General features: G+C 69.0%; 16 protein-coding genes, 1 tRNA gene and 1 pseudogene. 6 read left to right on the plus strand and 12 right to left on the minus strand.

The window, feature by feature from the left end; translation table 11 throughout:
* The 6 genes from AB0J09_RS26945 to AB0J09_RS26970 all read right to left on the minus strand — a co-directional run.
* Window positions 1–504 (minus strand): ATP-binding cassette domain-containing protein (locus AB0J09_RS26945; RefSeq protein WP_360696659.1); only part of this gene is annotated, 504 nt, incomplete at its 3' end.
* Window positions 501–1325 carry an ABC transporter permease gene (locus AB0J09_RS26950; protein WP_360696662.1) on the minus strand — a complete coding sequence of 275 codons (825 nt, stop codon included), beginning with the start codon at window positions 1323–1325 and terminating at the stop codon, window positions 501–503. The genes AB0J09_RS26950 and AB0J09_RS26945, both read right to left, overlap by 4 nt.
* Window positions 1322–2302, minus strand: coding sequence for an ABC transporter permease (locus AB0J09_RS26955; protein ID WP_360696665.1), 981 nt, complete (start codon window positions 2300–2302; stop codon window positions 1322–1324). Before AB0J09_RS26955 ends, AB0J09_RS26950 begins: the two co-directional genes overlap by 4 nt.
* Window positions 2299–3906, minus strand: a complete 1608-nt coding sequence (locus AB0J09_RS26960) for an ABC transporter substrate-binding protein (protein ID WP_360696668.1) — start codon at window positions 3904–3906, stop codon at window positions 2299–2301. The genes AB0J09_RS26955 and AB0J09_RS26960 overlap by 4 nt, the downstream gene beginning before the upstream one ends.
* 11 nt (window positions 3907–3917) lie before the next feature.
* The gene (locus AB0J09_RS26965) at window positions 3918–4628 is read right to left on the minus strand and encodes a PIG-L family deacetylase (RefSeq protein ID WP_360696670.1); all 711 of its coding nucleotides are present in this window, start codon (window positions 4626–4628) and stop codon (window positions 3918–3920) included.
* Window positions 4625–5560, minus strand: coding sequence for a GNAT family N-acetyltransferase (locus tag AB0J09_RS26970; RefSeq protein WP_360696673.1), 936 nt, complete (start codon window positions 5558–5560; stop codon window positions 4625–4627). Before AB0J09_RS26970 ends, AB0J09_RS26965 begins: the two co-directional genes overlap by 4 nt.
* 272 nt (window positions 5561–5832) lie before the next feature.
* Between AB0J09_RS26970 and AB0J09_RS26975 the strand changes: the two genes are divergently transcribed.
* The 3 genes from AB0J09_RS26975 to AB0J09_RS26985 all read left to right on the plus strand — a co-directional run bounded on the left by AB0J09_RS26975 (window position 5833) and on the right by AB0J09_RS26985 (window position 12846).
* Window positions 5833–7119 (plus strand): PHB depolymerase family esterase, encoded by a 1287-nt coding sequence (locus AB0J09_RS26975; protein ID WP_360696675.1) that lies wholly within the window; start codon window positions 5833–5835, stop codon window positions 7117–7119.
* Window positions 7120–7340: 221 nt separating this feature from the next.
* A complete protein-coding gene (locus AB0J09_RS26980) occupies window positions 7341–11114 on the plus strand; it encodes a S8 family serine peptidase (protein WP_360696678.1) in 3774 nt (1257 codons plus the stop codon).
* Window positions 11115–11790: 676 nt separating this feature from the next.
* Window positions 11791–12846, plus strand: coding sequence for a glycosyltransferase family 2 protein (locus AB0J09_RS26985; protein ID WP_360696681.1), 1056 nt, complete (start codon window positions 11791–11793; stop codon window positions 12844–12846).
* A gap of 451 nt (window positions 12847–13297) precedes the next feature.
* Here the strand turns inward: AB0J09_RS26985 and AB0J09_RS26990 are convergent, their stop codons facing one another.
* A complete protein-coding gene (locus AB0J09_RS26990) occupies window positions 13298–14557 on the minus strand; it encodes a deoxyribodipyrimidine photo-lyase (protein ID WP_360696684.1) in 1260 nt (419 codons plus the stop codon).
* A gap of 263 nt (window positions 14558–14820) precedes the next feature.
* On the opposite strand from AB0J09_RS26990, the gene AB0J09_RS26995 reads away from it, so the two are divergent.
* Complete coding sequence (locus tag AB0J09_RS26995; RefSeq protein ID WP_360696687.1) at window positions 14821–15195, plus strand: TspO/MBR family protein; 375 nt, start codon at window positions 14821–14823, stop codon at window positions 15193–15195.
* A gap of 30 nt (window positions 15196–15225) precedes the next feature.
* Complete coding sequence (locus tag AB0J09_RS27000; protein ID WP_360696700.1) at window positions 15226–16734, plus strand: SDR family oxidoreductase; 1509 nt, start codon at window positions 15226–15228, stop codon at window positions 16732–16734.
* Window positions 16735–16796: 62 nt separating this feature from the next.
* Here AB0J09_RS27000 and AB0J09_RS27005 read toward each other — a convergent pair.
* From AB0J09_RS27005 to nadD, 4 genes are all read right to left on the minus strand, one after another.
* A tRNA-Ala gene (locus AB0J09_RS27005) sits at window positions 16797–16869 on the minus strand.
* A 302-nt stretch (window positions 16870–17171) separates the two neighbouring features.
* Window positions 17172–17801, minus strand: a complete 630-nt coding sequence (locus AB0J09_RS27010) for a histidine phosphatase family protein (RefSeq protein WP_360696690.1) — start codon at window positions 17799–17801, stop codon at window positions 17172–17174.
* Between the two features lie 52 nt (window positions 17802–17853).
* Window positions 17854–18249, minus strand: coding sequence for a ribosome silencing factor (rsfS, locus tag AB0J09_RS27015; RefSeq protein WP_349451907.1), 396 nt, complete (start codon window positions 18247–18249; stop codon window positions 17854–17856).
* Between the two features lie 117 nt (window positions 18250–18366).
* Complete coding sequence (gene nadD / locus AB0J09_RS27020; RefSeq protein WP_360696694.1) at window positions 18367–18984, minus strand: nicotinate-nucleotide adenylyltransferase; 618 nt, start codon at window positions 18982–18984, stop codon at window positions 18367–18369.
* 96 nt (window positions 18985–19080) lie between these two features.
* Here nadD and AB0J09_RS27025 point away from each other — a divergent pair, with 96 nt between their 5' ends.
* Window positions 19081–20103 carry a M48 family metallopeptidase gene (locus AB0J09_RS27025; RefSeq protein ID WP_360696697.1) on the plus strand — a complete coding sequence of 341 codons (1023 nt, stop codon included), beginning with the start codon at window positions 19081–19083 and terminating at the stop codon, window positions 20101–20103.
* Window positions 20104–20316: 213 nt separating this feature from the next.
* Here AB0J09_RS27025 and AB0J09_RS27030 read toward each other — a convergent pair.
* Window positions 20317–20930 (minus strand): annotated as a pseudogene (locus AB0J09_RS27030) (serine/threonine protein kinase); the annotation flags it as partial.

Genomic DNA, 20930 nt, shown 5'->3' on the forward strand with positions numbered 1-20930 from the left:
GATGGCCGCGCGCTGCCGCATGCCGCCGGACAGCTCGTGGGGGTACGAGCGCCGCCTGTCCGAGCTGATGCCGACGCGTTGCAGCAGCTCGACGGCCCGCTCCGCGCGGTCCTTGCGGGACGTCTCCGGAGTGTGGATGCGCAGGACGTCGTCGATCTGGGCACCGACGGTGCTGACCGGGTTGAGCGAGTTCATGGCGCTCTGGAAGACGACGGCCAGCTCCTTCCAGCGGAAGGCCCGCAGCTCCCTTTTGCGGAGCCCGAGCACGTCCACGGACGAGCCGTCCTGGCGGCGGTAGACGACCGAGCCAGAGGTGATCGCGGCGGGCGGCCGCAGCAGCCGGGCGACGGCATTGGCCAGCGTGGACTTGCCGCTGCCGCTCTCTCCCGCGAGGCCGAGAATCTCCCCGCGCCGCAGGTCGAGCGAGACGTCGGCGACGGCGTGCACGGCGCCACTGCCGGACAGGTAGTCGACACTCAGGTCGCGGATCTCCAGAACGTTCATGTGCGGGCCTTTACCTTGACCGTTCGCAACCGGGGGTTGGCGATCTCGTCGATGCCGAAGTTCACCAGCGCGAGCCCGGTGCCGATGAGCGCGATGCACAGCCCTGGCGGGATGAACCACCACCACGCCCCGATCAGCAGCGCCTGCCCGTTCTGTGCGAAATAGAGCATGCTGCCCCAGCTCACGGTGGACAGATCGGCCAGGCCGAGGAACGACAGCCCCGCCTCGGCCAGGATCGCCGCGACCACGGTGGCCAGGAAGCTGGTGGCGATGACGGGCAGCAGCACGGGCAGGATCTCGAAGAAGATGACCCGGAACGCCCCCTCACCGCTCGCCCGCGCGGCCTGGACGAAGTCGCGGCGCCGTACGGACAGGGTCTGTGCGCGCAGCACCCGCGCACCCCAGGCCCAGCCGGTGACCGCGATCACCACGGCCACGGACGCGACGCCGCGCTGTGGCAGGTAGCCGGCCAGCACGATGATCAGCGGGAGGGCGGGCAGCACCAGGAAGATGTTGGTGAGCACCGACAGCACCTCGTCCACGGCGCCGCCGAGGTAGCCGCCGACCAGGCCGACGGCGACCGCGACCACGTTGGCGATGACCGCCGACAGCAGGCCGACGCCCATCGAGACGCGGGCGCCGTACACGATCTGGGTGAGGATGTCCTGGCCGGTCTGCGTGGTGCCGAGCCAGTGCGCGGCCGACGGGCCCTGGAGGCCGTCCTCGCTGGTCGCGGCGGGGTCGGTGCCGATGAGCAGCGGCCCGAAGACGGCCATCAGCGTGAAGAAGGCGAGGATCCCGATACCGATCTTGATCTTCATTCGGACTCCTGCCTGGTACGCGGGTCGAGCACCACGTACGCCAGGTCGGCCAGGAAGTTGGCGACGAGCACGGCCAGCGAGATGACGAGGAAGATGCCCTGCATGAGCGGGAAGTCCTCGTTCTCCACCCCTTTGAGGAGCATCGACCCGATCCCTGGATACGAGAAGACGATCTCGGTCAGGACGGATCCGCCGACGACGAAGCCGAGCGACAGGGCGAAGCTGGTGATGTTGGGCAGGATCGCGTTGCGGGCGGCGTACGCCCACATGACCCTCCTCGACGTCAGCCCCTTGGCCTCGGCCATCACCACGTAGTCCTCGCCGAGCGTGGTCACCATGACATTGCGCATGCCGAGGATCCGGTCGGCCATGGAGGCGACCACGATCGTCACGGCCGGCAGCGCCGCGTGGTAGAGCACGCTCCCGGCGAACTCGCCGGTGAAGCCGGGCATCACGTCCAGCCCGTACGCCCTGGACACGGGGAACCACTGCAGCGTCACCCCGAAGACGAACACGAGCGCCAGCGCCACCCAGAAGTACGGCACCGCGTGCATGAACGTGGCGGCGGGCAGCACCCCGTCGAGCCAGGTGCCCCGCTTCCACGCCATCAGCACGCCCAGCGAGGTCCCCATCAGGTAGCTGATCAGCGTGGCGACGCCGACGAGCCCGACCGTCCACGGCAGGCTGTCGGCGATGACCGTGGAGACTTCGGTGGGAAAGAAGGTGATCGAGCGGCCCAGCTCCCCATGTGCGAGATTGCCCAGGTAGTCCAGGTACTGCTGCCACAGGTTCGCGTCGCTGATGCCGAACGCCCGCCGCATCGCGTCGATGGCGGCGGGGTCGACGTTGCCTTTCATGCGGGCCACCAGCAGCTCCACCGGGTCCCCCGGCATGAGCCGGGGGACCAGGAAGTTGAGCGTGATGGCGGCCCAGGCGGTCAGCAGGTAGAAGCCGAGCCGCCGGGCCAGGAACCTCACTTGGTGGCCGGCTTCAGGTGCAGCAGCACCACAGCCGCGTCGGGCGAGTCGTACGGCGACGGCATCGCGTACGGATCCTGCTCCGACGGCCATCCGACGTACTTGTTGGTCCGGAACTGCGCCCACCCCGGGCTGTAGAAGAGCGGCACCGTGGGCAGCTTCTCCACCATGATCTTGCCAAGCCCCTGCGTGGCCTTCTGCTGCTCGGCCAGGTCGTCGGTGGCGGCGTACTCGTCGATCAGCCGGTCGGTCTCGGTGTCCTTCCACCGCTCGTAGTTGCCGGTCGCGGCCTCACCGACGGGCTTGGCCAGGCCGCCGAAGAGCATCGTGCGCATCTGGAAGTACGGGGTCGGGCCGGAGTCGGTGCCCCTGATCGACAGGTCGTAGTCGCCCTTGCCGACCTTCGACACCCAGTCCGCGAAGGCCACGCCCCTGGTCTCGACCGTGATGCCGACCTTGGCGAGGTCCTCCCTGATGAGCTGGGCGGCATTCACCCAGTCGGTGAACGGCGACGGCACCAGCAGCGTGAACTTCAGCTTGGCCGGGTCGACGCCCTTGAGCAGCTCCTTGGCCTTCTCCACATCCACCTTGAACGCGGCGTCCTTGTACTCCGGCGGCACGTACGCCTCGCCGCCCGGCATCGGCACGGTGGTCGGGTGCGCGACCTTGGCATAGCCGCGCTCGGCCACCTTGACGATCTTGTCCCGGTCGACGGCGAGGCTGATGGCCTGCCGTACCTCGGGCTTCGACAGGATCGGGTTGGTCAGGTTCGGCAGCAGATTCACCACGCCCTCGGGCGGGAAGAAGTACTTGTTCTGCTCCGGCTTGCCCTGCACGAAGATCTTCTCGATGTCCGGCACGAACGCGCCCGCCCAGTCCACCTCGCCCTGCTGGAGCGCCGTCTGCAGGGCATTGGCCGTGTACGCGGGGAACCGCAGCAGCGGCACCTCCGGCTTGCCCGGCTGCCAGTAGGACGGGTTCTTCTCCATCTCGTAGAGCTGCGCCGAGAACCTCGACAGCTTGTACGGCCCGGTGCCGACCGGCTTGGTGTTGGTGAACGTCACCGGGTCCTGCTGCTTCTCCCACAGGTGCTTGGGCACGATGGGCGAGCTGCCGGCGATGTTGTAGAGCTTGGCGTACGAGGTGCTCTTGAAGTCGATGCGCACCTTGTCCGGAGCCAGCGCCTGCGCGTCCTTGATCTCCAGCGCGTTCTTGTTGAGCTGCGCGTGGTCCTTCATCATCTGGAAGGTGAAGGCCACGTCGTCGGCGGTGAACGGCTGCCCGTCGGTCCACTTCACCCCCTGGCGGAGCGTGAACGTGAGCGACTTGCCCTTGTCAGACCATTCGTACTTCAGAGCCAGCCATGGGGTGATCTCTCCAGGCTTGAGCTTGTTGAAGTACATGAGGGTCTCGTAGATCATCCCGCTCGTGCCGAAGTTCACGCCTTCGAGGTGGTACGGGTTGAAGTCCTCCTGGAACGTGCCCGCGTCGATGGCGTGGATCACCAGCGGCGGTGCGCTCGCGCTGCTGCTCTTGCCGGTGGACCCGCTGCTCGAGCAGCCGGCGACGGCCAGGGCGGCGAGTACCGCCAGAACGCGTTTCATTGGGGGGTGCTTCATTGGGGGGTCGCCTTTCCGAAATATTTCGTCCGGAGGTCGCGGGAGCCCTTCGGGGCGGCGAAGGCCTGGGCGCGGCCGAATCCGGCTGGTGCGCCGCGCACGATGGTCAGCGCGCGGTAGTAGTCGACGTACGGGAAGCCGTAGGTCTCGCCTCTGGCGTAGGCGTACCCGGTGATCGCCTGCGACCAGATCTCGTACGCCTCCTCCGTCAGCTCGACGAACACGTCGGGGACGAAGCCCTCGGCGTCCTCCCAGTTGTCGGCGTAGTAGAGCTCGCCTGCCCAGTAGGCCGGCAGCTCACGTTCGAGCGTCTTGAGCCCGCCGTAGAAGCGGGCGTCCTCGACGATCCGGTGGGTACGAGCGTGATCCTTGTGGATCGACGCGCTCCAATGGGTCAGGATGACGTCCGGCCGCAGCTCCCTGATGAGGTCGCCGACCCGCATCTTGACCTCTTCGTCCTCGGGCAGCAGGCCGTCCTCGTAGTCGAGGAAGCGCACGCCCGCTCCGATCTTGCCGGCGAACGTCTCGGCTTCCTCACGCTTCTGCTTGGCGTAGTCGGAGACGGACATGCGGGGGTGGCCGCGTTCGCCGAGGGTGAGGTGGAGGAGCGTGGCCTTGTCGCCGCGCAGGACGTGCTGGGCGAGCACCGCGCCCGCCGTCAGGTCGAGGTCGCCCGCGTGGGCGCCGATTGCCAGAACGTGGGTCATGCCGTTCGCCTCATCACGTGGAACCGCCGGGTGATCTCGTAGCCCGCCTTGGTGTAGAGGTGGCCGGCCGGGCTGGCCTCGCCGGTCCAGAGGAACCACGACGAGTGGAGCCCTTCGGCGCGCATCATGGTCATGGTGAGATGGAGGAGGATCTTGCCCAGGCCGGTGCCGCGCTGCTCGGGGTCGACGCCGAAGGGGCCGAAGCGCTCGGGGATGCCACGGTAGGCCGCGTACAGGGCGAACCCCACAATTTGATCTTTTTTAGCGATGACGATGCGCTTGGGGTCGCAGTGCCGGCGGATCGCCTCGCCCCAGTCGGGGTTGAAGACGTCGGCCGCGAAGCGGATCAGCTCGGGCAGCTCGCCGTCTGCAGGGCTACGGAAGTCGTACCCCTCCTGCTCCCGCTTGGCGCGCAGCTCGTGCACCTCGTCGGGCGTCACGTAGCCGACGAGCGTCCTGTCCATGGCGACCGGCGAGTAGAGGGTCTGAAAGCCGAGCCCGGTCAGCAGCCGGTAGCCGTCGGGGTAGAGCTCGGCGTCCGCGCCCGGGAGCACATAGTTCGGCGTATACGACGAAAAATCGACCTTCGTTCGCCCGGTGCCCTCCAGGAACGCCAGCGACTCGCCGACGAGTCGCCTCCCGAGCCCACCGCCGCGATGCTCGGGGACGACGAAGAAGAACGGGATCCACCCGGTGTCCGGCTCCAGGTCGGTCCCGGGGGCCAGGGGCGTCAGCCTGCGGACTCCGTACGCGCAGCCGACCACCCGCCCGTCGGAGACGGCCACGCGTAAGCCCTCGGGATCGAAGTTGGGATCGAGCAACACGCAGTCGCGAAACCAGCCGGGGACGGTGGGGTCGCCTGGCATGCTCCGGTTCCAGGCCTCGACGAGGGAGGCCTCGTCGCCGGACGCGAAGGCGCGGACTGTGACCATGAGGGTCCTTTCACCTTTGGCTCTCCTGCCACAGCTTTCCCATCGTCAACGGGCCAGGTCAAGACGATTCGGGAATTAATTTTCTCTCCTGCCCCGTAGTTAGAAAATTTCTTTTGCGCCACGCTGCGCCGAAACTTTCATCGAGGCCAGGTTCCTTCCCACGATCTGCCGCAGGTCATCCCCACCGCACCAGAGGCATCAACCAGCGACGATTGCGCTGCTGAAACTTTCGCTTCACACTCGCAATGTTTCAGGCGAACGAGAGGAACCCGATGAACATCAGAGCTCGGATAGCGGGTGCCCTGATCGCCGCCGTGACACTCGTCGTCGCGGGGCTGATCATGGCGCCACCGGCCGCGTCGGCGCAGTTGACGGAGGTGACCGGCTTCGGCACGAACCCGACCAACCTGCGCATGCACCTGTACGTCCCGGACGGCGTCGGGTCCCGCCCGCCACTCCTGGTGGCCGTGCACTACTGCACGGGATCGGGCCCGGCCTTCTACTCAGGCACGGAGTTCGCCTCGCTGGCCGACCGGTACAAGTTCATCGTGATCTATCCGTCCGCGACCAGGAGCGGCTCCTGCTTCGACGTCTCCTCGCCGCAGGCGCTGCGGCACGACGGCGGCAGCGACCCGGTCGGCATCATCTCCATGGTCAGGTACGTCCAGCAGCGCTACAGCACCGACCCCGACCGTACCTTCGTCACGGGGGCCTCCTCGGGCGGCATGATGACGAACGTCCTGCTCGGCGACTATCCCGACGTCTTCAAGGCCGGAGCCGCGTTCATGGGCGTGCCGTTCGGCTGCTTCGCCACCACGGACGGATCGAGCTGGAACAGCGCCTGCGCCAACGGCCAGGTCATCAAGACGCCGCAGGAGTGGGGCGACCTTGTACGCGGCGCGTACCCCGGCTACACCGGCGCCCGGCCGCGCATGCAGGTGTGGCACGGCACGGAGGACTCCACGCTGCGCTACCCGAACTTCCAGGAGGAGATCAAGCAGTGGACGAACGTCCACGGCCTGAGCCAGACGCCGAGCAGCACCGACCAGCCGCAGTCCGGCTGGACCAGGACCAGGTACGGCAGCACCGGCACCATGCCGCCGGTCGAGGCGATCAGCCTGCAGGGCGTCGGCCACAGCCTCCCCATGAGCGGCATGGCCGCCGCCGCGATCGCGTTCTTCGGCCTTGACCAGGGCGGCGGCGTGACGCAGACGCCGACCCCGCCGCAGACCCCCACGCCTCCCGCTGGGGCGTGTCAGGTCACGTACACGATGAACACCTGGAACACCGGCTTCACGTCCGCCGTCACGATCAAGAACACCAGCAGCACCCAGCTCTCCTCATGGGCGCTGGCCTTCACGCTCCCCGCGGGTCAGACGATCACCTCCGCGTGGAACGCCACGATCTCGCCCACGAGCGGCCAGGTCACGGCCAGGAACGTGAGCTACAACGGCACGATCGCGCCGGGCGCGTCCGCCTCGTTCGGCTTCCAGGCCACCCACACCGGGAACACCTCCAAGCCGGCGGCCTTCACCCTCAACGGCGCCACCTGCACATGACGACCCGCTCGACCGGGCTCAGAACCCCCTGAGCCCGATATTTCTCCATAAATTCCGGCACCCGCTCCAGCGAGCGGGTGCCCTTCAAGTATTTGCGCCTCCCCTTGAAGACCACCACATCCCCACCCCTTATCGGTTTGATCATTTGATGGATACTGGCCCTGCCGGAGATTTTGGGAGCGCTCCCGAAGGCGCTCCTGTTATGACCGAAAGGGCACACCTTGTCCAAATTTCACACGCGGTTATCGGCGGTGTTATCGGGCTCGGCGCTCGTACTCGCCGCCGTTGTCGTGCCACCCCACCAGGCGGCATCCGCGGCCACCGAGCCCGCTGAGACCCAGCCGGCCCGTGTCACCCTCACCCTCATCACCGGCGACGTCGTCGAGTACGCGCCGTCGCAGGGCGGCGTCCCCTCTGTCGCCATCAAGCCGGCGCCCCGGCCGGACGGCGCCGCCGTCACGTTCGCCACGCTGCCCGGCAAGGACGGCGGCTACCTCGTCCTGCCCTCCGACGCAGCCTCCTTGGTCGCCGCCGGGACCCTGGACGAGGAGCTGTTCGACGTCGAGACGCTGGCACAGGACCAGCGCGTCGAGGCGATCCCGCTGCTCGTCACCTACCAGGGCGACCCGGCACCGTCCGCGCTCGCGAGCGCGGCCCGGGCCCTGCCGGCCGGCGAGAACGTGCGGGTGCTCGACAGCGTCAACGGCGCCGCGATCACGGTACGCGCCGAGCAGGCGGACGACTTCTGGGCCGGGCTCCGTACCGGTAACAAGCTGCGCGGCGGCGGGATCGCCAAGATCTGGCTGGACCGCAAGACGAAGGCGTCACTCGACAAGAGCGTGCCGCTCATCGGCGCACCCACCGGATGGGAGCGTGGGTTCGACGGCAAGGGAGTCAAGGTCGCCGTTCTCGACACCGGGATCGACGCCGGCCATCCGGACTTCGCCGGACGCATCGTCGCCACCGAGAACTTCTCCAGCTCCGCCGGCATCGCCGACAAGGTGGGGCACGGCACGCATGTCGCCTCGACGATCGCGGGCGCGGGCTCGACGTACAAGGGAGTGGCGCCCGCCGCGTCGCTGATGGTCGGGAAGGTGCTCGCGGACAACGGCCTGGGCGACTGGTCGTGGGCCATCGCCGGCATGGAGTGGGCCGCCGCGCAGGGCGCCGATGTGGTGAACATGAGCCTGGGCTCCTGCTGCGGCAACGGCACCGATCCGATGAGTCAGGCGCTGAACGAGCTCACCAAGAAGTACGGGACGTTGTTCGTGACGGCGGCGGGCAACGAGTCGGACCCGCTCACGGTGAGCGTTCCCGCGGCGGCCGACGAGGCGCTGGCCGTGGGCGCGGTGGACAAGGAGACGGGCACGACGCTGGCCGACTTCTCCAGCAAGGGCCCACGGCTGGACGACGCCGCGGTCAAGCCGAACATCGTCGCCCCCGGCGTGAACATCGTGGCCGCCCGCTCGGCCGACTCCTCGCTGCCCGGCATTCCCGGCGACGACAAGTACACGGCGTTCAGCGGCACCTCCATGGCGACCCCGCACGTGGCGGGAGCGGCGGCGATCCTGGCCCAGCAGCACCCCGGCTGGCAGGCCGGTGAGCTCCGTGACGCGCTGACCTCGACGGCGCAGCGCAACGACGGGCACAACTGGTTCGAGCAGGGCAGCGGCCGGGTGGACGTGGCTCGCGCGGTCACCCAGAGCGTGTTCGCCAGCTCCGTGGTCGACTTCCGGCTCCTCGGCAAGTCCGCCACGAAGCAGGTCACGTACCGGAACATCGGCACGGAGCCGGTCACGCTGGCCGTCTCGCTCGTCACGCGTGGCTGGAGCGGCAAGCCCGCCCCGGACAATGCGATCAAGCTGGGCGCGCAGAGCGTCACCGTGCCCGCGAACGGCACCGCCACCGTCTCCCTCACCGTCGACCCTTCGGCCGGGCCGATCGGCGCCTATGGCGGCTGGGTGACGGCGAGCTCCGGTGACGTGCGACTGGTGACGCCGTTCAGCTACTACACCGGCCCCGCCACGCACCGGCTCGGGGTGTCGCTGGTCAACTCGTACGGGACCAAGGAGTTCTTCCCCGGTTACCAGGCCGAGCCCATCGTGTACGCGGTTCCGCTGAAGCGGACGAACAGCCCCGAGGACCCGTTCAACCCGTACGGGTACTACTTTCTGCACACGGACTATTCGGGCAACGGTGAGTTCTACCTCCCCGACGGGGACTACGAGGTGATGGGCGTCGCCAACGAGATCCGGATCAGCAACCGGACGAGCTGGGTGATCGAGAACGTCCGGCTCGACGGGGACAAGACGGTCACCCTGGACGCGAGCAAGACGGCGCCGATCAGGCCCGACACGCCGAAGACGCTGGACGGAGGCGGGAGCGCCTACTACGTGCGCACTTTCACCGACCGTACCAAGCCGGTCTCGCTGTGGACCGGAGTCCTTGGCGGGCAGCAGCTGTTCGTCACGCCGGTGTCCTCGGTGAAGACGGGCAAGGTGCGGCTGTCGCACCAGTGGAATCTGGAAGCTCCGGTGCTCACCTCGGCCACCGCGGGCTCTCTGGCCTTGCATCCCGCGTACGACATGGAGGGCATGCGCCGGCTGACGTCCGCCACGACTTATCCCATTATTTCGGTTGGAAGGGGTAGACCTGAGGACTTTTCGGGTGTGGACGTCTCCGGGAAGGTCGTCTTGGTCGGGATCCCGGTCGAGGGCGGCTACGTCAACGCGGGCGTCCAGATGGACGACGCCAGCCGCGAGGCCTCCCTGCGTGGCGCGGCGGGTGTTCTGGCCTTCCTCGACGTCGACGGCGGGCGGGCGCGGGTGCCCCTGGGCTCGTTCCTGCAGATGGGGTTGAGCGCCGCCGAGGGGCGCTCTGTGCGGTCCGCACTGGCCGCGGGACCGGTGTCGCTGCGGCTGGAGCCGTACACGGGGCCGGGGGCGGTCTACCACCTCCGCTTCGACTCGCGCGGGCGGGTGCCTTCACGGCCCGCCAAGGTCGACATGAGCGACCTGGTACGGATCAACGCCGCCTACCATGCCGACAAACCGGACACCAGCGGCTGGGAGTTCGGCGAGTCGACGGCCGGCGAGGAGCCGGGGCGCCTGACGTACGGCGAGCCGTTGCGGATGCCGCTCACCCGTACCGAGTATTTCGGGCCCGTCTCCGATGACGTGGTGTGGTCGCGCACGATCACGAACTCCAGTCTGATCCTGCACTCCGACGACCGGTTCACGCGGGACGACCGGCGGGTTTCCGAGCAGTGGTTCAAGGCACCGCTGGTGCCGGGGGCCGCCGACGTGCCCTCGGGGTATCCGGTGTCCGTGCCGTGCGCGCTGTGCCGCGACTCCGACCGTTTCGTGCCCTTCGAGCAGTGGCTGGACTCCGATCCCCGGCATTACACCGACCTGAGCCATGTCACCTCGAAGCCGCGGCTGTTCGTGGGGGGTCAGGAGGTGGCCGCGCAAGGGTGGCGGCCTCGCTACTTCACGGTGCCCGGGGCATCCGGCGCGTACCGGGTGGAGGCCGTGGACACCCCCGGGCGTACCCTCTCCCGGACGGTGACTACGACCTCCCAGTTCACCTCCTCCCCGCCGCCGTCCTCCGGGGCGCCTCGGGGGTATTCGTGCTCGTTCGGGGCCGGGTGCGCGTTCCAGCCCGCTGTCCTGATCAGGTACGACCTGCCGCTCGACCTGCTGAACCGGGCCCCTGCCGGGGAGGCGTTCACGTTCGACCTGCGGGCGGGGGCGCACTCGAGCGTGCGGCGGGCGCCTGTCGTGGATCGGGTGCGGGTGGAGTACTCGGTCGATGACGGGGTGACCTGGCAGGACGCGACCCGGGTCAAGAAGCGGGGCGACGGGCGCTTCCGGGTCGAGGTGGCGCATCCCGCGCTGGCGCAGACCAGCGGGTTCGTGTCGCTGCGGGTCACGGCGTCGGACACGGCGGGCGGCTCGACCACCCAGACCATCAACCGGGCCTACGCCCTGAGATAGCACCTGGCGGCGGCCAAGGAGTTCCTTGGCCGCCGTCGCCTTTGGCGGAAGGCCAAGGGGTACGAACCCCTTGGCGCCACCGCCTTGCCTCCCCGGGGCGCAGGGACGGCGCGGCACAGGCGCGCAGCCCAGGCGCACGGATCAGGTCGCCCGCCGCAGCACAACAACGCCCGGCAGCACATCCCACGCCGGCACCACGTCGCACGGCCGGTAGCACAACCCACGCCCGGGACCAAAGCCCACGCCACGCCACGAACCCACAGCCCACGCTCCGCACCACAGCCGACGTCCGGTGACCACAGCCCACGTCAGGCACCACAGTTCAGCCAGTCCCAGCGCGCACGCCGACACCACGGCGCACGCCGTAGCAGGGTGCATGGCCGCCGCGGCGGAGGACCGCAGCGCAGGGAGACCGCGGCGGAGGCGCTCAGTGCGATGTCGCGGAGGGACGTTGTCCACAGGCGGAACCGGACCCCACCCCTCCATCCCCAGAACCGGATTCCAACGCTCCACGCCCCCACCCCACCAGGCATCCTCGTTCCCACATCGCCCGATCCACCCACTCAGAAGGGAACCGCAGGATGCCCGGAGGCCCGCCCACACTCGGATTCAGCGTGATCATCTACGCCACGGTCGGCCTGGTGACCCTGGTCGCACTCAAGTTGAGGAGGCGCAGGTGACCCGGACGACCCTCACGGTCATCGTTCCCGCACACAACGAGGAAGCCGGGCTCCCGGCCACGCTCCGCTCCATCCAAGCCCAGTCGGTCCCACCCGAAAAGATCATCGTGGTGGACGACGGCTCCACCGACCGCACTGGCGAGCTGGCCGCGGCCTACGGCGTCACGATCCTGCGCCCACCCCGCAACCTCGGCAGCAAGGCCAAGGCGCAAAACCACGCGCTCCCCCACTGCGACACGGACCTGGTCCTGGCCGTCGACGCCGACACCGTTCTGGCCCCCGACTACATCGAGCGCATCAAGCCCGTCTTCGACGACCCGGCCGTGGGCGTGGCCGCCGGCAACGTGCAAACCCGCTTCGCCCGCACCCCATGGGAGCGTGGCAGATCGACCGAATACCTCTTCGGCTTCCACTGGCACCGCCCGATCCAGCAACTCGCCAACAGCCCCATGGTCTGCTCGGGCTGCTGCTCCGTGTTCCGGCGCACGACCCTGACCGCGTTCGGCGGCTTCCCCGAACGCACGATCGTCGAAGACATGGACTTCACCTGGAGCCAGCAGATCGAAGGCCGCAAGGCGGTCTACGTACCCGACGCCATGGCCTGGGCCGCCGACCCCGAAACCCTCGCCTACCTCCGGAAGCAGGTGTGGCGCTGGATGGCGGGATTCATGCAGAACGTCCGCCTCCACCTCCCCCGCCTGCTCACCCGCAAGCCCATGCTGGCGACCTGGATCATCGTGGCCCTCCTGGAGATCCTCCTGGCCCCGCTATGGTGGACCACCCCGCTGATCCTCATGCTGGCCATGCACCAGCCGGTGACCGGCACGCTGGCGTGGTGGGCGGGCGGCGAGCTCCTCCTGACCATCCCCGCCCTCCTGTACGCGGCCAAACGCCGCCGCCTCCCCGTCCGCCAGGTCCTCTTCAACCTCCCGTTCGTCTACCTGAACAAGGCCGTCAACCTGTACTACGCCTGGAAGGCCCTGGTGATCGAGCTCATCATGGTCCCGCTCCACCTGTCCCGCGGCCTCCTCGTGTACGAAAAGGGCCGTTGACCAACCACGCGCACCGTAATCGACCGCCCCGCGCTTCAGCACCGGCTCGGCCGATGCCGGGGGCACCGCGCCGCTGCCCTCAGACGTGCGCGCAGCACACCCGCAAATCGATGCGGCGGCTCCCTGACGAACGCCCTGATGCACTCGAGCGTCTCCCGATGGGCCCGCAGCCGCAAAACCGGGGACTCCCAGGCTGGCACGTTCGCGATCCCGCGTGGGCGCCCACCGGATAGGCCACGACCACTCGACCGGGCGGCTGGACCGGGGCACTCCCAGGCCAGCACGCCCACGATCTCACGTAGGCGCTCTGCCAAATAGCCCACAACCACTCGACCGAGGGGCCGGCCTGGCCGGCGGACCAGTCAGCACGGCCGTGCTGCGTTAGTCGCTGCGCCGCCTGGCGGAGCTGAACATGCGACAGGCTGACCGGGCGTGCGGCGCCCGGATGGGTTCACGGGGGGACGGCGAGGGGGGCGGGATAGCTAGGAACCTGCGTGGGCAGACGCCACGGCTCGCGAGCGGCAGACGCGGGCAGATCGGCCAGTTCGGGGACGTACCTGCGAATGTAATCGGCGTGGGGGTCGAAGCGGGCGGCCTGGCGGACGGGGTTGAGCCGGCGGCCGGGGCGGGTGGTGTTGCCGGTGCCGGCGACCCACTGCCAGTTGCCGAAGTTGTCGGCCACGTCGCCGTCCAGCAGCAGTTCGAAGAAGTGCCGGGCGCCAATCCGCCAGTCCATACCCAGGTGGTGGACGAGGTAGTCGGCGACGATCATGCGTGCCCGGTTGTGCATCCACCCCTCGGCCAGGAGCTGGCGCATGCCCGCGTCCACGATGGGGACGCCGGTCATGCCCGCCTTCCAGGCGTCCACCGCATGCGGGTCGTCCCGCCAGCGCCTGGAACGTGGCCGATAGTCGTCGCGGTTGATCCGCGGGAACGCCAGGGTCACCTGGTGGAAGAAGTCGCGCCAGCAAAGCTGCCGGACGAACTCCTGTCGGCCGCCGGCCAGATGGGCCAGTTCCAGCGGGGACAGGCATCCCAGCCGCAGGTACGGGCTCAACCGTGAGGTGTGATCGCCCGCCAGGTCGTCGCGGCCGGCGGCGTAGCCGTCCAGCCCGTGGGGCAGCCACCGCCGCAGGCGGGCGCGGGCGGCTGACTCGCCGCCGGTGAGGGCGGGGTGCGGCGGGTGGGCGGGCAGGTCTCCGGGGGTCTGGCCTGATGGCAGCGGGACACGGGCCGGCGCGGGGAGGACAGGACGGTGTGGCCGACTTGACCATGTCCGCCAGTAGGGGGTGAAGACGCGGTAATGGTCGCCGCCGCCGGAAGGACGCAGTGCGCCAGGAGGCACGACCGTCAGGCCTGGGAAGGCGCGGAAGTCGATGCGTTCCGCAGCGAAGCGGGACTCCCGGCTGCGGCCAAGCCGGCTGACCTCGGCGCTGGCGTAGATGGCGTCGGCCTCCAGCTGGCGGGCCAGCCGCATCGTCTCGGCCACCACATCGCCGTGCCGCACCAGCAGGTCGCCTTGCCGGGCGCGGAGGGAGGCGCGCAGGTCGGCCAGGCAGTCGAGCAGGAACCCGGTCCGGCAGCCCGCCGGCACCGCTGGATCCAGTACGAACAGCGGCACGACGTGGCCACCGCGCTCGCACGCGGCCGTCAGGGCCGGGTGGTCGTGCACGCGGAGGTCCCTGGTGAACAGCACGATCACGGTGTCCATCGACCCGGTATGTTCCACCCCGAGCCTGCGCCCACGCCCGATTTGACCGTTTCTTGGGCGCCTCGCGCTCCAGGCAGGGTTGACCTTTTCCGCCGCCCACTGCCATGAAGGGAAGAGGCGCAGCGGACAGCGTGCCGCCGTCGTTCATAGAGGCATGCGGATCTGTCTCTGGCGCATGTGCCGTGCCCTTTTGAGTGGCTTCGCCAGCGAAGCCAGACAATCCCAGCGAACAGCACCCGATCCGGGGTGAACAGGACCAGACCATGATGACGACGTTCGTGAAGACGGCCCTGGCGGTCTGCACCGCCGCGCTCACCGGCGGCTGGGCTGCCGACCCCGACGCGCCACGGCGCCGGAGGCTGGACGAGCCCTGGTGGCGGCCGCCACGGCAAGCGTTCGCCCTGGTCTGGACGCCGCGGTATTTGCCGATCGCCTCCGGCGGACATGTGCCGCGACCACGGCCGTCGCGCAGACGCGCCTCGCCGAGGCCCGCCCTGCCCCTCAACGCCTCCACCCTGCTGCTCACCCCGCGGTCGTCGCGTGCCGATCGCCGGGCGGGGCCGGCGCGGGTGCCGTACGCAGGATGGACGTTGTTCGCCACCGCGGTGAACGCCGCGCTGTGGCGGCGCAACCGGTGATGACCGCACGGAACTCGGGGAATGCGGATGATGCGATGTCTGGTGACCGGGGCGACCGGCTACATCGGGAGCAGGCTGGTGCCGGAGTTGCTCGAGGCTGACTACGCGGTGCGCTGCATGGCGCGCGCCCCCGGCCGGCTGCGCGACCATCCCTGGCGCAACCGTGTGGAGATCAGTGAGGCCGATGCGACGGATCCGGTGCGGACAGAGGCGGCGCTGGAAGGAATTGACGTCGCCTACTACCTGATCCACACGATGGGCTCGGGACGCGACTTCGCCGCAAAAGATCGTGCGGCGGCTTTGACGTTCGCCGCCGCGGCCCGCAAGGCGGGCGTGCGCCGCATCGTCTATCTCGGTGGCCTCGCCCCAGGGAGCGACGCCTCGCCGCATCTGCGTTCGAGGGGGGAGGTGGCGCGGATCCTGCTGGATTCCGGCGTCCCTACGGCGGTGCTGCGGGCGGCCGTGGTCATCGGCTCGGGGTCGGCGTCGTTCGAGATGCTCCGTTACCTGACCGAACGACTGCCTGTCATGACCACACCTACCTGGGTACGCACCCGGACCCAGCCGATCGCGATCCGCGACGTGCTGCGCTACCTGTTGAGGACCGCCGAGCTGCCGCAGGAGGCGCATCGGGAGTTCGATATCGGGGGCCCGGACATCCTGACGTACGCGGACATGATGCGAGGGTATGCCGCGGTGGCGGATCTGGCGCGCCGGTGGATCATCCCGGTGCCGGTGCTGACGCCGCGGTTGTCGAGCTACTGGGTGGGGCTGGTCACCCCTGTGCCGGCCCGCGTGGCGCGTCCCCTGGTGGAGTCGCTCCGCAATGAGACGGTCTGCCGCGAGCACGACATCGCCCGTTACATCCCGGACCCGTCGGAGGGGCTGGTCGGGTTCGAGCACGCCGTGGATCTGGCGCTACGCCGGATCAAGAACGCCGACGTCGCCACCCGGTGGACGTCGGCGTCGATCCCCGGCGCTCCAAGCGACCCGCTGCCGACCGACCCCGGCTGGGCCGGCGGGGTGCTGTACGTGGACGAGCGGCGCCGGACCGTGGAGGCACCGCCCCGCGAGCTGTGGCGGGTGATCGAGGGCATCGGCGGGGACAACGGCTGGTACTCACTGCCGGTCGCCTGGCGGTTCCGTGGCTTTCTCGACTCTCTGGCCGGGGGCGTCGGCCTGCGCAGGGGGCGACGCGATCCCCGCCGACTGCGGGTCGGCGACGCGCTGGACTTCTGGCGGGTGGAGGAGATCGTGCCGGGTCGTCTGCTGCGGCTGCGCGCCGAGATGCGGCTGCCGGGGCTGGCGTGGCTGGAGCTGACCTGCCAGGAGCAGAACGGAAGGACCGTGTACGGGCAGCGGGCGATCTTCCATCCCCATGGCCTCCTGGGCCACCTGTACTGGTGGGCCAGCACGCCGATTCATGGGCTGATCTTCGGCCGGATGCCAGGGAACATCGCCAAGGCCGCAGCCGGCCAGGCGGTCGTGCCCCTCGCCCTTCGCATGATCCGACCTAAACGGTCAGCGACGCGATCTTGATCTGACGCGGATGACTGCGCAGATCGGACGCAGCCCGCTGAGGCAGATGCCATCTGATCGTGTGGAGCTATGGGGATTCGAACCCCAGACCTCCTCCATGCCATGGAGGCGCGCTACCAACTGCGCTATAGCCCCTGGTCACCGCTCCGAGTCCACCCGTTGCGGCGCTCCGAGAGCATATAGCCATCCGCGCCGATTCGCCTAATCGCGCCGTACCCCCGGCAACAGCGCACACGGCGACGGTCGTACGGCCCCCGAGCCGTACGAGCTCGCGCATGCCGCAGCATCCGGCCGGACGTCCCGCCCATGCCACAACGTCCGACCCGACGTCCCTCCTAGCCACAACGCCGGGTCTGACGTCCTGCCCACGCCGCAGCGTCCGGCCTGACGTCCTCGTCCTCGCCCAAACGCCGCGACGTCTGGTCCGTCGTCCTTGCCTACGCCTCGGCGTCCGGCCTGTCGTCGCTGTGGACGGGCTCCGGCAGGGTCCCGGCGTTGTGCTCGAGCAGCCGCCACCCCTTTCGGCCCTCCTGCAGCACGGACCAGGAGCAGTTGCCCAGACCGCCCAGCGCCGGCCACAACGGCTCGGGCAGCCCGAGCAGTTCGCAGATCCCGAGCCGAAGCGCCGCTCCGTGGGAGGCGATGACCAGCAGCCCGTCGTCGTCGAGCTTGGCCGCCCAGCGCCGCATGGCACCGGCCACTCTGGTGGCCACGTCGGCGACGGGCTCTCCGTCCGGCGCCTCCCAGGCCGCGTACTCCTCAGGCCAGCGCGCGGCGATCTCCTCGCGCGTCAGCCCCTCCCATTGACCACCGCCACGCTCGCGGAAGTCCTTGTCCACCGCCACGTCGAGCCCCACGACGCGTGCGAGCGCCAGCGCGGTGTCGTTGGCGCGCTGCAGGTCGGAGGAGACGATCAGGGTGGGCCGCAACGAGGCGAGCAGCGACGCGGCCCTGGCGGCCTGCGCCACGCCGGTCTCGTCGAGGGGGATGTCGGAATGCCCCTGGAATCGCTGCTCGACATTCCACAGAGTCTGCCCGTGCCGCAGACAGACGATCCGCCTGCTCATGCGGATGCCTCACGGGAACGCCTGGGAACCGAGGTGAGAGATACCAGTTTGGTCACGCGCGCGCCCGCTGGAGGTTGGCCTGCATGACGCTCTCCGGCAGCGAGATGGCCGGGCAGTCCTTCCACAGGCGCTCGAGCGCGTAGAACGTACGGTCTTCCTCGTGCTGGACGTGCACGACGATGTCGATGAAGTCGAGCAGCACCCAGCGGCCCTCGCGCTCGCCCTCCCGGCGCACGGGCTTGACGTCCGCCTCGGTACGCAGCCGCTCCTCGATCTCGTCGACGATGGCTCGGACCTGACGGTCGTTGGTGGCGGAGCAGAGCAGGAAGGCGTCGGTGATGACGAGCTGATCGCTCACGTCGTATGCGAGGATGTCATCGGCCAGCTTGTCGGCCGCGGCCTCCGCGGCGATGCGCACGAGCTGGACGGATCTGTCAGATGCGGTCACGATGCGGGTCTGTCCTCCTGTGTCGGCAGCATGCCCATATGTTGAGGGTACCCTTCCAGGCCGAAACCCCTCACCTATGGCGCGACATCCAATGCGCGCCCCCGGCACGACGGCCCTTCATCCCTCGCCGTAGTACAGCCTCCGCTTGTTGATGTACTGGACGATGCCGTCGGGCACCAAATACCAAATCGGCTCTCCCTTAGCCACGCGTTGCCGGCACTCGGACGACGAGATGGCCAACGCGGGAATTTCCAGCAAAGTCACCCGGCCCGCCGGCAGCCCGGGATCGTGCAGCGTGTGCCCCGGGCGGGTGCAGCCGACGAAATGCGCCAGTTCGAACAGCTCGTCCGCGTTCTGCCAGTCCAGGATGGCGCCGAGGGCGTCGGCGCCGGTGATGAAGTACAGGTCAACCTCAGGACCATAAATTTCCGAAATATCGCGCAAAGTATCGATGGTAAAGGTCGGCCCAGGCCGATCCACGTCCACCCGGCTCACCGAAAAGCGCGGATTGGACGCGGTCGCGATGACCGTCATCAGGTAGCGGTCCTCCGCCGCCGACACCTCGCGCTCCGACTTCTGATACGGCCGTCCAGTTGGCACGAAGACGACTTCGTCCAAGTCGAAGTGATGGGCCACCTCGCTGGCAGCCACCAGGTGCCCATGGTGGATGGGATCAAACGTCCCACCCATCACTCCAACTCGCCTCATTCCCTGCACACCAGGCGCATTCATCATGAAACGGACCTTACGCGGACGTCGTACAACAACATGATGGCACCCCCCTTGGTGATGACCGCGCATCACTTCGGCTGCGGACGTAGCATGCCGGGCATGACGACCACCCCGGACCGCAACCGCGTCCAACTGCCCGGCATCTCGTCCCGAGCCTACGAACACCCCGCAGACCGGTCCGCCCTGGTCGCTCTGCGCAAGTTGAGTGGGTTCGACACGGTTCTCAAGCAGATGTCCGGCCTCATCAGTGAGCGCCGGTTGCGCCTGATGTACCTGGCGTCGGCCGTGCGCGTGAGCGAGACCCAGTTCCGCTCCATCTACGACATGGGCCGCGACGCCGCCTACACCCTCGATCTGCACCGGATCCCCGAGATCTACATCCAGCAGGATCCACAGGTCCAGGCCAAGGCCATCGGCTTCGATGACCCGTTCATCGTCGTGACCACCGGTCTGCTCAACCTCATGAACGAGGAGGAGCAGCGCTTCGTCATCGGCCACGAGACCTCGCACATCCTGTCGGGGCACGCGGTCTACCGGACGATGCTCGACATCCTGACCCGCCTCGCCACCCGCGTAGCCTGGATCCCGCTCGGCTACATCGGCCTGCGCGCGATCGTCGCGGGCCTGGAGGAGTGGTACCGCAAGTCCGAGCTCTCGTCCGACCGCGGCGGCCTGCTCGTCGGGCAGGACCCCGAGGCGGCCAAGCGCGCGCTGATGAAGCTCGCCGGCGGCGACTACACCCACGAGATGAACATCGAGGCGTTCCTGGAGCAGTACCAGGAATACGACACCGCGGGCGACCTTCGCGACGGATTCCTCAAGGTGCTCAACCTGCTCGGCACCACCCACCCGTTCGCCGTGGTGCGCGTCGCCGAGCTGGACAAGTGGCAGCGCAGCGGCGACTACGACCGCATCCTGGGCGGGGATTACCCACGCAGGGAGGACGACTCCAACGCACGAGTGACCGACGAGATCAAGGCGGCGGCCGAGTCCTACCGCGCGTCCTGGTCACAGTCGCAGGACCCGTTCATCGGCGTTCTGCGCGACGTGGCCGAGGGCGCGGTGAACGCGGGCGAGCGCATCTTCAACCGCTTCTCGCGCCGCGACGGCGGCCAGGGCTGACCGGCCGCACCGCCGTTCGCGGCCGATCAGTTTGATCGGCCGCGAAGACGCGCCGCGATCGGCAACCAGCGCCGGCGGGTCAGAGCCACGTGCTGCCGTGGAGAGGCGACGGGTCAGAGCTCGTGGCTCGCTGCGCGACCGGCGGCGAGTCCGAGCAGCAAGGCGACAGAGCAGCAGGGCGTCAGAGCAGCAGGGCGTCAGAGCAGCAGGGCGTCAGAGCAAGAGGGCGATGGCGCGCACGGCGGCCGCGCACAAGGCGACGAACCCGCCCAGCACGGCCAGTGCGCGCAGGCCTTCCCGGCGGAGGTCGGGCAGCCGATGCCCGATCCGCTCGATCTCACGCCCGGCGAAACCGCCGCACAACATCCCGAACACCACGCCCGCCACTGTCACGGGCGCGGGCTGCTGCCACCAGCCGGAGTCGATCACTCCCCCGCCGGTCACCCAGAGCGCGCCACCCGCGGCCAGCGTGACGGGCACGCCCGGCCACACGGCGGCGGTTGCGCCCGCTCCCACCAGGGTGAACGGGAAGAGCAGCACGCGCAGCGCCACCCGCGTGCGCCGCGAGCTACGTTTCCTGACCAGCCAGTGGCTCATCCAGAGCGTCCGGGTCAGCACCACGAACACCGTGGTGATGGCGATGGAGGCGATCGGCCAGATCACCGAGGTCACCACGCATGGCACGGCCAGCACGGCGAGCAGCAGCAGCGCGCCGTTGCCCGCAGGCAGGGTGGTGGCCGACTCGGCCTTGAGCCCGGTCTTTCCGCGCGCCTGCGGCCTGCTCCTGACGGCCGCCGCCGCCCGCTGGCGTGCCGCGGGCATCTTGG

The organism is Nonomuraea sp. NPDC049784, assembly GCF_040659615.1.
GTDB lineage: Bacteria > Actinomycetota > Actinomycetes > Streptosporangiales > Streptosporangiaceae > Nonomuraea.